Here is a 12,445-nt window from a genome sequence, read left to right as displayed (position 1 = left end):
ACGGGGTTCTCGACACGCCGATGACGCGAACTGCGGTCTGCCATCTCCCGTAACACGGCGGGTCTACGGTGAGTGTCACCGTCGATACGGTGCGTTGCATCACGGAGAGGGCACGATCTGGGACCGGAATGAAGCGATTCCCACCCGGAGGTAGGACGAGCGAGGCACACTCGTAGTTGGGGGGACACCCATCCACGGATGGTCGTTCCGACGAATGAGAAACAGCGAGACGAACGCACACCACGTGTTTGAGTGAAGGTGTTCTGCACCACGTAGCACCTGGGTACCTGATGGGAATGTTGACCCTGGTCGCTAGGTTGAGTCAGTCACCGTGACTAGAAATGAGGCCGAAGTGACCACTGCCGTTGCCCCAGGCTCCGCCGCGCTGAGCGCTGCTGACCGATGCGACCGCTGCGGGGCCCAGGCCTACCTCAGGGTCGAGCTGCTGAGCGGCGGTGAGCTCCTCTTCTGCGCTCACCACGCACGCGAGCACGGCGATGCCCTCAAGGCCGTCGCCGCAAACGTCGTCGATGAGACCCACCGACTTGCCGACAAGCCCGCGGCCGCGTCCGCCGAGGAGCGCTGAGCCCCCGCAACCCACCGACATACGACGGCCCCGGACCTCAAGGTCCGGGGCCGTTGTCTAGGGTGGCGGCCGTGAGTCCGCTGGAGGTCCTGGTCGCCCTGGCGATCCTGGTCGGCCTCGTCGGGGTGCTGGTACCGATCCTGCCCGGACTCGTCATCGTCTTGGCGGCGATCGTGGTGTGGGCCGCCGACACAGGCGGCGCCAGCGCCTGGACGGTCGTCGGTGTGGCGACCGTCATCCTCGTGGTCGGCACGGTGGTGAAGTACGCCGTCCCCGGACGCCGGCTGAAGACCTCCGGCATCCCCTCCTCCACCACCTGGTTCGGAATCGGCCTGGGGATCGTCGGCTTCTTCGTGATCCCCGTCATCGGCCTGTTCATCGGGTTCGTGCTCGGCGTCTACCTCGCCGAGCACCGCCGGGTCGGGGCCGCAGCCGCTTGGCCCTCCACACTGGAGGCGCTGCGCGCCGTCGGGGTCAGCATCCTCATCGAGCTCGCGGCGGGCGTGCTGGCGGCCCTGACCTGGGCCGTGGGCGTCGTGGTGACCTGACGACGTGGCCGTGCTGTTCAGCCTGCTGGCTGCGCTCTCCTACGGCCTTGCCGACTTCTGCGGCGGGCTGACGAGCAAGCGTGGGAGCGCCTGGGGCGTGGCCCTGGTGGCCTCGTTGGCCGGCGCCATCACTGTCGTGGCCACGTCCCTCGCCGTCTCTGGCGATCCGAGGACGGCCGACTTCGGGTGGGCCGTGGCCGCCGGTGTCGGCAACGGCTTCGGGACCGCGTTCCTCTACCGCGGCCTCTCCTCGGGCCGGATGGGGGTCGTCGCACCGGTCAGCGGCGTCGGCGCCGCGGTGATCCCGGTGATCGTCGGAGTCGCGCTGGGCGAGCGACCCGCCCTGATGGTCTGGGTCGGTATCGCCCTGGCCGTACCGGCCATCTGGCTCGTGGCCCGGGAGCCCGACGGCCTCGGTGGCCCGTCCGCGCCCGGAGGGGTGCTCGACGGCAGCCTGGCGGGACTGGGCTTCGGCTTCTTCTTCGTCGCCCTCGCACAGCTCTCCGACGACGCCGGTCTGCTGCCGCTGGCGCTCAACCAGCTGGTGGCCGGCGCGGTCATCGTGCTCGTCGCGCTCGCGCTGGGCCAGTCATGGCGTCCCAGTCCGGCGACCGTTCCCGGCGGCGCAGCCGCCGGCGTGCTCGGCACCGCCGCGATGGGCTGCTTCCTCTACGCGACCCGTGAGGGTTACCTGAGCATCGCCTCGGTCGTCACCTCGCTCTACCCCGCGTTCACGGTGCTGCTCGCCGCTACCGTCCTGCGCGAGCACTTCCACCGCGCCCAGGCGATCGGCCTGGGTATGTGCGCGGCGGCAGTCGTGCTCGTGGCGACCGGCTAGCCCTCCTCAGTCGAGGTAGTCGCGCAGCACCTGGGAGCGACTCGGGTGACGCAGCTTGCTCATCGTCTTGGACTCGATCTGACGGATCCGCTCGCGGGTGACGCCGTAGACCTTGCCGATCTCGTCGAGGGTCTTGGGCTGACCGTCGGTGAGCCCGAAGCGCATCGAGACCACCCCGGCCTCGCGCTCGCTGAGCGTGTCGAGGACAGCGTGGAGCTGCTCTTGGAGCAACGTGAACGACACGGCGTCGGCCGGGACGATCGCCTCGGAGTCCTCGATGAGGTCGCCGAACTCGGAGTCGCCGTCCTCACCGAGCGGGGTGTGCAGCGAGATGGGCTCGCGGCCGTACTTCTGGACCTCGATGACCTTCTCGGGGGTCATGTCGAGCTCCTTGGCCAGCTCTTCTGGCGTCGGCTCGCGACCGAGGTCCTGGAGCATCTGGCGCTGCACGCGCGCGAGCTTGTTGATGACCTCGACCATGTGCACGGGGATGCGGATGGTGCGGGCCTGGTCGGCCATCGCGCGGGTGATGGCCTGCCGGATCCACCAGGTCGCGTAGGTCGAGAACTTGTAGCCCTTGGTGTAGTCGAACTTCTCCACGGCGCGGATCAGACCGAGGTTGCCCTCCTGGATCAGGTCGAGGAAGAGCATGCCGCGGCCCGTGTAGCGCTTGGCCAGCGACACGACCAGGCGCAGGTTGGCCTCGAGCAGGTGGTTCTTGGCGCGGCGGCCGTCCTCGGCGATCCACTCGAGCTCCTCCTCGAGCTTGACCGAGATCTTGCCGCCCTTGCCGAGCTTCTCCTCGGAGAACAGGCCAGCCTCGATGCGCTTGGCGAGCTCGACCTCCATCTCGGCGTTGAGCAGCGGGACCTTGCCGATCTGCTTGAGGTAGTCCTTGACCGGGTCGGCGGTCGCGCCGGCAACCATGACCTGCTGCTCGGGCTCGTCGGTGTCGTCGGCCTCGGAGACCACGAAGCCGGAGGAGGCTTCCTTCTCGTCCTCGACGATCGACGGGTCGGCTGCGACGTCCTTCTCGAACAGGTCGTCGGGGAGGTCGGGAAGCACCTTCTTGCCGTCGGGGCCGATGACCACGTCCGGCTCGACCGCGTCACCGGCCACCGAGTCGGATGCAGGCTCCTCAGCCGGCGCGTCTGACGGAGCGGCCTTGGCGGGAGCCTTCTTCGCCGGGGCCTTCGTGGCGGCTGCCTTCGCGGGCGCCTTGGCGGCCTTGGCCGTCGTCGTCTTCTTCGTCGTGGTCGCCGCCACGGCGCGCTGGACCGAAGCCATCTCCACCGAGATGCCGAGGCCGGCCAGGTGGGTCATCAGCGCCTTGAGGTCGCGCGCTTCGACACCGGCCTCCTCAGTCGCCCGGCGTACGTCGTCGGGTGCGACGGTCCCCGAGGGTCGCGCCTGCGCGATGAGGGCCTGGATGGCGGAGTGGGTGAGCACGCCTGCAGGGAGGGTCTTGCGCGGGTTCGAGGACACGAACACCTCTCGTGAAAGGGCTTCGGGGCGCGGCAGGTCCCGCTGTCGTCAAGAGCCGCGTGGTCATTCTGCCATGCAAGTGGTGGCACCCCGAACCGAGCCCTGCCCACGGCCGGGCGCCGGGGAGAAGAGCCTCGTCAGGCTCTCGCTGCTGCGGCCTTCTTCGCCTTCTTGTAGTCGCGCACCTTCTGCAGCGACTCGGGGTCGGTGACGTCGGCGACGGAGCGATAGCCGTCCAGGGCGTAGTCCCCGACTGCCTGCTCCCAGCCCTCGGGACGTACTTCGAGCTGCTTGGCGAGCAGGGCCACGAAGATCTGGGCCTTCTGCTTGCCGAAGCCGGGCAGGGCCACGACGCGCGCGAGCAGGTCGGCGCCCGACGACGCCTCGGTCCACAGTCGTTCGGCACGGCCGCCGTACTGCTCGTTGACGATCGTGGCCAGTGCCTGCACGCGGCCCGCCATGGAGCGGCCGTAGCGATGAATGGCCGGTGGCGTCGAGGCCATGGCAGCGAACTCCTCGGGGTCGGCGGCGGCCATGGCCGCTGGGTCGAGGGTGCCGAAGCGGTCGAGGATCTTGCTGGGGCCGCGGAAGGCGTGCTCCATGGGGTACTGCTGGTCCAGGAGCATCCCCACCAGCACCGCGAACGGGTCGTCGGTCAGGACCTGGTCGGCATGGTCGTCGCCGGTGATGTGGAGCGGCATCGGGCGGTCAGTCGCCTGCCTTGACGGCCAGCACGGCGCAGTGGGCGTCGAGCAGGATGCGCTGGGCGTTGCTGCCGAGGATCAGCTTTCCGACCGGCGAGCGGCGGCGCAGGCCGATGACGATCAGATCGGCACTGTTGGCCTCGGCGATGCTGATCAGGTCCTCGGCTGGCTCGAAGCCGCGGACCAGCTGCCGCAGGTCGAACTCGACGCCGGAGGACTCAAGGCGTTGCTTGACCCCAGCCATCTGCTCGTCGTCCTTGACGGCGTCCTCGCCGTCGTACTCGCGCCCTCCGCGATGGGAGTTGACGACCACAAGCTTGTCGCCGCGCAGCTTGGCCTCCTCGATGGCGCGTTCGAGCGCGGCGTCACCCTCAGGCTTGGGGACGTAGCCCACGACGATGGTTCCCATCTGCACTCCCTCAATGTTCGGCTCAATGTTCGGCTCAACGTTCGGCTCAACGTTCGGCTCAACGTTCGGCTCGATCTTCGGCTCCATGTTCGGCTCGACGCACGTACGCCGACCTCATCGGCACCGTAGCGCGTGCGGTCGGCGGCCGGGAACCTGTGGACAGCCGATGCCCGGAGTCGGCAACGTGGGGGAACCTCTCCCGGTGCAGCCGATCGAGGAGCCCGTCTCGGCGCGGGACCAAGCGCTGTTGCGGCGCCTCGTGCTGCAGCACAAGGCGGACGAACGTCGCCGACGGTTCCCTGCGGTGCTTCACCTCGGCGGCCCTGGACGGCCCGAGACCGGCCGCGTGGTCGAGGAGGACAGTCTCGACGACGCGCTGAGAGCCGAGCTGTTGTCCGCGCTGCTGCGGCGGGCCGCGGGCACCTCCCCCATGGCCTGGCTCACCAGGTCGGGCGACCTCGAGGTCCAAGACGTCGACCTGGCGTGGCTGCGGGCAGTCGCCTCGCTCGACGGCGAGGCGGGTCGAGATCTGCGCTACGTCGTCGTCACGCGCAGAGGCTGGCGAGACCCGCGGTCGGACGTCGGACGCACCTGGGTCAGGCTGCGTCAGCGCTGAGGTCCCTAGGTCCAGGTGTGCACGGGCTCGTTGGTGTGCATGCGCTCGCGATACTCGAGCAACACGTTGCGGAGGGCCTCGAACCGCTCCTGGTCGCCGCGGTCGGCCATCTTGCGCACGAACCACTCGGCGCCGTTCATCCCTGTCAGGCAGCGCTGCTCGATGATGCCGAGCAGGCGGTCGGACTCGGCGCTGGGCACCCCCCACGAGTCGAGCCCGTGTTGGGCCATCGGCAACAGCCGTCGCAACGTCAGCTCGGTCGCGCGCACCTGGCCCACCTGCGGCCAGTAGATCTCCGTGTCGATGCCGTGCTCCGCGGCGGCCTCGAAGTTCTCCTCGGCCGCCTTGAACGACATCTGCGACCACAGCGGGCGGTCACTCTCGGCCAGGGTTCGCACGAGACCGAAGTAGAACGCCGCGTTGGCCATCAGGTCGGCGACGGTGGGCCCGGCCGGTAGGCAGCGGTTCTCGACGCGGAGGTGGGGCCGCCCGCCCTGGATGTCGTAGACCGGCCGGTTCCAGCGGTAGATCGTGCCGTTGTGGAGCCTGAGCTCCGACAGCTGCGGCGTGCCACCTCCCTCGAGCACCGACACCGGGTCCTCGTCGTCTGTGATGGGCAGCAGTGCCGGGAAGTAGCGGACGTTCTCCTCGAACAGGTCGAAGACCGAGGTGATCCACCGCTCGCCGAACCAGACACGCGGACGGACCCCCTGGGCCTTGAGCTCCTCGCTGCGCGTGTCGGCCGCCTGCTCGAACATCGGGATCCGGGTCTCCCGCCACAGCTGCTTGCCCAAGGCGTAGGGAGCGTTGGCGCCCAGCGCGACCTGCACCGCCGAGATGGCCTGCGAGGCGTTCCAATAGGCCGCGAACTGGTCTGGCGAGGTCTGCACGTGGAACTGCGTGCTGGTGCAGGCGGCCTCCGGAAGGATCGAGTCAGCGGTCGTCACCAGGCGCTCGGGTCCGGTGATGTCGATGTGGATGTCCTCGCCGCGCGCAGCCAGGATCTGCTCGCTGATCAGCCGATACCGCGGGTTGGCACTCATGTGGCCCGGGCTGAAGTGACCGTCTTGCAGGGTCGGCAGGATGCCGATCATCACCAGGTGGGCGCCGACCTCCGCAGACTTGGCCTCGGCGTCGTTGAGACTGCGTCGCAGGCTGTCCTCGAAGGTCGCCAGACCGCCCTCCCTGAGCTTGGCCGGAGGGACGTTGATCTCGATGTTGAACTGCCCCAGCTCGGTCTGGAACGCCGGGTCGGCGATCGCCGCGAGCGCCTCGGCGTTCTTCAGGGCCGGGTCACCGAGCTCGTCGACCAGGTTGAGCTCGACCTCGAGCCCTGTCATCGGGTCATCGGTGTCGAACTGGTGCTCGCCCAACATCCGGGCGAAGGTGTCGAGACAACGGTGGACCTTCTCGCGGTAGCGGGTGCGGTCTGCGCGCGAGAACTCTTGTGCGTCGACGTCTTCGCCCATGAGCCGACCCTAGGGCGGATGCGACGGCTTGGGCAGTGGCGCGCTCACCGCCGCTCCCAGACGCTGGGCGGGAGTGCGCGCTGGAGTGCCTCGGCTACTGGCCGGGCCAACGTGCACTCGGTCGCCCCCTCCGCGGCACGGTCGAGGGCGCACCAGGCGAGGGCGCCGTCTCCGGCCAGCCAGGCGGCGAAGGCGAGGACCGAGGCGACGGGCGCGAGGGCATCCGGCGGCGCGGCACGGACCAGAGCCGACAGGACCGGCACCAGCCTCTCGGCGGCGGGTCGATCGAGACCACCGAGGAGCTCGTCGCGGCAGGTGTCGTCCTCGATGGCGCGCAGCAGCCGCGCGGCGACGGGCGGCGCTGGACGACCCTCGCACGCGACCAGGCTCTCGAGACTGCTGATCAGCCACGCGGGCTCGTCAGGCGCAAGCTGGTCGGCCAGACGCCTGCGAGCCTTGGCGACCGCGCGCGAGGCGGCGTGGTCGGCCGTCACCGTCGCGGCCAGCTCGGACCGGGAGCGGCGCGTCACCCTTCCTGACGCGACCGCACGAGCGGTGAAGGCGTGGCCCGAGACGTCGTAGGGCACGCCAGGCGACTCGGGCAGGACGGCCCGGGTCGGCACCCTGAACCACCGACTCCCGTCGCTGCGGAGGAGGGAGATGATCTGGACCCGCTCTGCCTCGAAGGTGCGGACGAGGTCCTCGGCACACGACGCAGCGACGCCGGGAGACTCCGTGTAGAAGACGAACACCACTCCGGAGACAGCGTGACGCAGGACCGGCCGCAACAGCTCGTCGGCACAGTCACGCCGATCACCCGACCTCAGCGGTAGGTCGACACGCGCGTGGAACGGGTCCCTGCCACCAGAGGTCAACATGACCACCGACTCCTCGGGCACGAAGCCGAGGACGATCGGTATGGCGGCAAGGATGTCGTCGGGGGTGCGGACGGTCATCGAGAGGTCGGCGAAGGCTGTGGTCGTCATGACGCACCACGCTCGCTGTGCGCACCGACGAAGCGACGAGCTCTCGCCCGGCTCTGTGGGAAACGCAGACGGGAACTCTCCCGGTGGACGTCAGAGGGGCTCGCGACGCGACACGACTAGCGTGGGCGGGTGCTCACCCTCAACCAGGTCCTGGCCTTCGGACTGGCCGCATTGGTGCTCATCGTCATCCCGGGTCCCAGCGTGATCTTCGTGATCGGACGGGCTCTGGCCTACGGCCGCGGGGTCGCCCTGGCCAGCGTCGCAGGCAACTCCCTGGGGCTGTTGACGATCGTGGTGCTGGTCGCCTTCGGGCTCGGCGTGGTCGTGGAGGAGTCCATCATCGTCTTCAACGTGCTCAAGCTGGCGGGCGCGGCGTACCTGGTCTACCTCGGCATCGAGGCAGTGCGACACCGCAAGCAGTTCCTGCCCCGGGACCCGGCCGCATCGTCGTCGCCGAGCAGGCCCCCGATGGACTGGCGACGCGCCATCCGGCAGGGCTTCGTCGTCGGGGTCACCAACCCGAAGGCCTACATGATCCTGGCCGCCGTCCTCCCCCAGTTCGTCGACCGCAGCGCCGGTCACATCCAGGTACAGCTGCTGCTGCTCGGGCTGCTGGCCTTCTCGATCGGCATGGTCTCCGACAGCGTGTGGGCGATCGTGGCCAGCCAGCTGCGGTCGTGGTTCCTCGGGTCGCCGCGCCGAGGCGAGGCCGTCGGTGCCGCAGGTGGCGTGTCGATGATCGGGCTCGGGGTCGGACTGGCCTTGACCGGAGAGGGTCCTGCCTGACCGCGCGTGGTCGACCGGGGGTGACCCGAGCCCGCATGGCCGGGGGTGCCAGGGTCTACGTTGCCGCCATGCGTCAGGTCGCCTCGGTGCTCCACCTCGACCTCGACGCGTTCTTCGCCGCGGTCGAGCAACGCGACAAGCCCTCCCTGCGGGGCAAGCCCGTCGTCGTCGGCGGCGTGGGTGGCCGTGGCGTGGTGTCGACGGCGAGCTACGAGGCCCGCAAGTACGGCGTCCGCTCGGCCATGTCGACCAGGGAGGCGCGGGCGCGCTGTCCGCATGCGGCCTTCCTCAGCGGCCGGTTCCACGCCTACCGCTCGACCAGCGAGGCGGTGATGACCCTCCTGCGCGAGACCTCTCCCCTGGTCGAGCCGCTCTCGCTCGACGAGGCGTTCGTCGACCTCGCGGCCGCGGGGCTGCCCGACCTCGAGATCGACACGGTGACCGAGGTCGCCGAGCGCCTGCGTCGGCAGGTCGCGGAGGTCACCGGCGGGCTGACGGCGTCGGTGGGCCTGGGCACCTCGAAGTTCATCGCCAAGGTCGCCAGCGACCTCGACAAGCCCGACGGCCTGGTCGTCGTACCTCCCGGCACCGAGATGGACCTGCTCCGTCCGATGCACGTGTCGGTGATCCCCGGAGTGGGACCGGCGACCACCGAGCGACTGAGGCGGGCGGGCGTCCACACCGTGGCCGACCTCGAGACCGTGAGCGAGGACGAGCTGGTGCGGATCGTCGGCGCCGCCCACGGCCACTCCCTCCACGAGCTCGGTCACGCTCGCGACGACCGCCCCGTGGTCTCGGAGAGGGAGACCAAGTCGGTCAGCGTCGAGGGCACCTACGACACCGACCTCACCGATCGCAAGCTGATGGCGGCCCTGCTGACCCGCCAGGCCCGCAGCGTTTCGGAGCGGCTGCGGGCAAGCGGCCTGGCCGGACGCACCGTCACCATCAAGGTGCGGCTCCACGACTTCACGACGATGAACCGCTCCACCACGCTCTCCTCGCCCACTGATGTCGCCGCCACGATCGGACGCCTGGCGGTCGGCCTCCTTGCCGACCTCGACACCACCGGTGGCGTGCGCCTGCTGGGGGTCGGCGTGTCGGGGCTCGCCGACTGGATCCAGGAGGACCTGTTCGGCGACAACGTCGGTGACGCGGATGAGGCCACCTCCCTCCCCGACGCAGACGTGGTCTCGACAAGCTCGACCATCCCTGTGACCTGGGCACCCGGCATGGACGTCGAGCACGCCACCATGGGCCGTGGCTGGGTCTGGGGCTCGGGCCGAGGCGTGGTGACGGTCCGCTTCGAGACCGCGCAGACCACACCCGGTCCCGTGCGCAGCTACCCGATCGACGAGCCCGAGCTCAAACCCTGGAGACCAGAGCCCACGACCGGGGCTACAGTGCCCGACATGCCCGAACGACATCGCTGACATCACCCGCGGGTCCCACGACCCGACAGCTTCACATGGCGCGTGGTGGCCTACGCCGCCCTCCGCGAGCTCATCCCCGTCTTTCCGGTCTACGCCCTGCTGTTCGTCGACGCCGGGCTCAGCACCGCCCAGGTCTCCTCGCTGTTCGTCATCTGGTCGGGCACGCACGTGGTGCTCGAGATCCCGTCCGGCGCGTGGGCCGACGCCGTGTCGCGTCGCAGCCTGCTGGTGCTGGCCGCGGGACTCTACGGCTGTTGCTTCGCGCTCTGGAGCGGCCTGCCGACCTACGCCTCCTTCGCCGGCGGGTTCGTGCTCTGGGGTCTCAGCTCCTCGCTCGTCTCGGGTACCTACGAGGCCTACGTCTACGACCACCTCCACGACCGCGACGACGCGGCGTCCTATCGGCGGGTCATCTCCGCCGGGCAGACGTCGGCGCTGGTCCTCAACCTCCTGGCCACGGCTGCCGCGACACCGATCGTCGCGACCTGGGGGCTGACAGGCGCGGGCTGGGCCAGTGTCGCCGTGTGCGCCATGGCCGCCGCCTTGGCCATCGGACTTCCCCCTGACGCGCCACGGTCCCACTCAGACTCCGACGACGGCGGGGAGACGGGCCCTGGTGGGTATGTCGCGATGCTCCGGTCCGGCCTCGCGGAGTCCCTGCACCCACGCCTGGCGCGCACAGTGCTGCTCGCCGCACTGGTGCCGGCGTTCTTGGCCTTCGACGAGTACTTCGGGCTGCTCGCCGCCGAGCTCGGCGCCCCCCTGACCGCCGTACCCCTGCTGGTCGCGCTCACGGTCGCGGCTCAGGCGCTGGGGGCGGCGCTGGCACCGCGGCTCCCCCTCCACCGCACCGGTCCGGTTCTCGTCTGCGCCGGGCTGCTGGTCGCTGCCGGCGCCGCCTCCGCCCGACCAGCCGGGTTCGTGGCGATAGCCGCGGGGTACGGCGTGCTCCAGGCCGCGATCGTGGTCGCCGAGACCGACCTGCAACACCGCATCCGGGGCCGCGCCCGTGCCACGGTGACATCGGTGGCAGGTCTGCTCAGCGACGTCGCAGCGATCGCGCTCTACGCGTTGGTTGCCGTGGGCTCGGGAGTCGCCTCGATGGCAGCACTCGTGACAGTGCTGGCGCTGCTCGTGGTCGCCATGGGTCTGGCGGCAGCGCTCGCGTACCCGACGATCTGGAGCAGGGAGTAGCGAGGCGGGCACTCTCGACGGTCACGCAGAGTTCACGAGCGCGACTTGCGACGGCGGCGCACGTCCCGAGACGATGGGCGCGCAAGCTGGCTCGGAAAGTGGGGGGGGCCCGGCGATGGTATGAGCATCGCAGGGCCCCTCGGCTTGACCAGTTCGGTGACACTTCGGTCTCCCCGACCGGGTCTCGGATCCCACCACCCCCGTCACCGGGCTGGTGCCGCGATTGGCCTCCGAAGAGACCGACTGCGGTGCGGATCTCCGCTCCTGTCGGTTCCCCATCTCCCCGCAAGCGGTGAGTTGGTAGGGAGAGTTCTACGTGGGTTGGGCGACCTCTCGCAAGAGGTTCACCACGACTTTCTGGACCGATCTGGTCGTCAACAGGTGAGTCCACAGAATCACCCACATCAGTCCACAGCCCGGGGCGCTCGGTCCACAGGACGTGCGCCCGTCTGTGGAGAAGCGGTCTAGCCCGCGAGCGCGGTCGCGATCTCGCCTGCCAGGCGCACGTTGTTCTCGTAGACCGCCACGTTGACGTCGAGACTGAGGCCGCCGGTAGCTCGCTGGACGTGGTCGAGGAGGTAGGGCGTCACGTCGTGCCCGCCGATCCCTGCGGCGTCCATGGCTGCCAAGGCCTCCTGCAGCACCCGATCGTGCTCGGCGGGATCGAGCTCGTGCTCGGCCGGCACCGGGTTGGCGACCAGGATCGCGCCCGGTGCGCCGAGCTCGTCGCGGGCCCGCACGAGGTCGGCGGCCTCGTGGGCGTCGTCCACCGAGTAGTCGATGGCGAAGCCGGAGTCGGCGAGGTAGAAGCCCGGAAACTTCGTGGTGCGGTAGCCGACCAGCGTGATCGACAAGGTCTCCAGCCTCTCGAGGCTCGCGCCGATGTCGAGAATGGACTTCACGCCTGCCGAGACCATCAGGATCGAGGTCCGCGCCAGCACGGGGAGGTCGGCCGACTCGTCGAAGGTCTCGGAGGCGCCGCGGTGAACCCCACCGAGCCCGCCCGTCGCGAAGACAGGGATGCCGGCCCTCGCGGCCAGGAACGCCGTGCCCGCGACCGTCGTGCCGCCCGAGAGTCCCTTGGCTGAGGCGATCGGCAGGTCGCGCAGGCTGACCTTCATCACGTCGTCATCGGCACCCAGGGACCGGATCTGATCGGTGCTCAGCCCCACGGTCGGGACTCCCGCGAGTACGCCGATCGTCGCTGGCACGACGCCGGCGCTCCGTAGCGACTCCTCGGCGGCCAGTGCCACCTCGACGTTGCGCGGGCGCGGCAGCCCGTGGGTGAAGATCGTCGACTCCAGCGCGACGACCGGAATGCCCCCGGCCAGGGCCTCACGAACCTGCTCGGCCACCAGCATCGCGCTCACCACCGGGAGAAGGTATCGCCTGCC

At 69.8% G+C, this 12,445-nt stretch carries 13 protein-coding genes; 7 read left to right on the top strand and 6 right to left on the bottom strand.

What is annotated here, in order from left to right; translation table 11 throughout:
• Positions 1-352: 352 nt before the first annotated feature.
• From ISU10_RS06525 to ISU10_RS06515, 3 genes are all read left to right on the top strand, one after another.
• The gene (locus ISU10_RS06525) at positions 353-586 is read left to right on the top strand and encodes a DUF7455 domain-containing protein (RefSeq protein ID WP_194695556.1); all 234 of its coding nucleotides are present in this window, start codon (positions 353-355) and stop codon (positions 584-586) included.
• Positions 587-657: 71 nt separating this feature from the next.
• Entirely contained in the window at positions 658-1,134 is a 477-nt protein-coding gene (locus ISU10_RS06520; protein ID WP_194695555.1) for a DUF456 domain-containing protein, read from the top strand.
• 4 nt (positions 1,135-1,138) lie between these two features.
• Positions 1,139-1,972, top strand: a complete 834-nt coding sequence (locus ISU10_RS06515) for a DMT family transporter (RefSeq protein WP_194695554.1) — start codon at positions 1,139-1,141, stop codon at positions 1,970-1,972.
• 6 nt (positions 1,973-1,978) lie between these two features.
• On the opposite strand, the gene ISU10_RS06510 is transcribed toward ISU10_RS06515, so the two are convergent.
• The 3 genes from ISU10_RS06510 to ISU10_RS06500 form a co-directional block, all read right to left on the bottom strand.
• On the bottom strand, positions 1,979-3,463 hold the full coding sequence (locus ISU10_RS06510) for an RNA polymerase sigma factor (protein WP_370864858.1): 1,485 nt from the start codon (positions 3,461-3,463) through the stop codon (positions 1,979-1,981).
• 131 nt (positions 3,464-3,594) lie between these two features.
• Entirely contained in the window at positions 3,595-4,158 is a 564-nt protein-coding gene (locus tag ISU10_RS06505) for an HhH-GPD-type base excision DNA repair protein (protein ID WP_194695553.1), read from the bottom strand.
• Between the two features lie 7 nt (positions 4,159-4,165).
• The gene (locus ISU10_RS06500; protein WP_194695589.1) at positions 4,166-4,570 is read right to left on the bottom strand and encodes a universal stress protein; all 405 of its coding nucleotides are present in this window, start codon (positions 4,568-4,570) and stop codon (positions 4,166-4,168) included.
• Positions 4,571-4,772: 202 nt separating this feature from the next.
• Between ISU10_RS06500 and ISU10_RS06495 the strand changes: the two genes are divergently transcribed.
• Positions 4,773-5,186: a hypothetical protein gene (locus ISU10_RS06495; protein ID WP_370864856.1), complete on the top strand. Its 414-nt coding sequence runs from the start codon at positions 4,773-4,775 to the stop codon at positions 5,184-5,186.
• Positions 5,187-5,191: 5 nt separating this feature from the next.
• Here the strand turns inward: ISU10_RS06495 and ISU10_RS06490 are convergent, their stop codons facing one another.
• Together ISU10_RS06490 and ISU10_RS06485 are read right to left on the bottom strand one after the other, a co-directional pair.
• Positions 5,192-6,655: a glutamate-cysteine ligase family protein gene (locus tag ISU10_RS06490; protein ID WP_194695552.1), complete on the bottom strand. Its 1,464-nt coding sequence runs from the start codon at positions 6,653-6,655 to the stop codon at positions 5,192-5,194.
• Between the two features lie 44 nt (positions 6,656-6,699).
• Positions 6,700-7,641, bottom strand: a complete 942-nt coding sequence (locus ISU10_RS06485) for a DUF4192 domain-containing protein (protein WP_194695551.1) — start codon at positions 7,639-7,641, stop codon at positions 6,700-6,702.
• Between the two features lie 129 nt (positions 7,642-7,770).
• On the opposite strand from ISU10_RS06485, the gene ISU10_RS06480 reads away from it, so the two are divergent.
• The 3 genes from ISU10_RS06480 (at position 7,771) to ISU10_RS06470 (ending at position 11,051) form a co-directional block, all read left to right on the top strand.
• Positions 7,771-8,427, top strand: a complete 657-nt coding sequence (locus ISU10_RS06480; protein WP_194695550.1) for a LysE family translocator — start codon at positions 7,771-7,773, stop codon at positions 8,425-8,427.
• 68 nt (positions 8,428-8,495) lie between these two features.
• The gene (locus tag ISU10_RS06475) at positions 8,496-9,857 is read left to right on the top strand and encodes a DNA polymerase IV (protein ID WP_194695549.1); all 1,362 of its coding nucleotides are present in this window, start codon (positions 8,496-8,498) and stop codon (positions 9,855-9,857) included.
• 42 nt (positions 9,858-9,899) lie between these two features.
• Complete coding sequence (locus tag ISU10_RS06470) at positions 9,900-11,051, top strand: MFS transporter (RefSeq protein WP_194695548.1); 1,152 nt, start codon at positions 9,900-9,902, stop codon at positions 11,049-11,051.
• A 464-nt stretch (positions 11,052-11,515) separates the two neighbouring features.
• Here the strand turns inward: ISU10_RS06470 and ISU10_RS06465 are convergent, their stop codons facing one another.
• Entirely contained in the window at positions 11,516-12,424 is a 909-nt protein-coding gene (locus tag ISU10_RS06465; protein ID WP_370864855.1) for a pseudouridine-5'-phosphate glycosidase, read from the bottom strand.
• Between the last annotated feature and the right edge of the window lie 21 nt (positions 12,425-12,445).

This window comes from Nocardioides agariphilus (assembly GCF_015352445.1).
Lineage (GTDB): Bacteria > Actinomycetota > Actinomycetes > Propionibacteriales > Nocardioidaceae > Nocardioides > Nocardioides agariphilus.
Note: the sequence above shows the minus strand (reverse complement) of the source record. Positions and strands in the feature narration are given on the sequence as shown.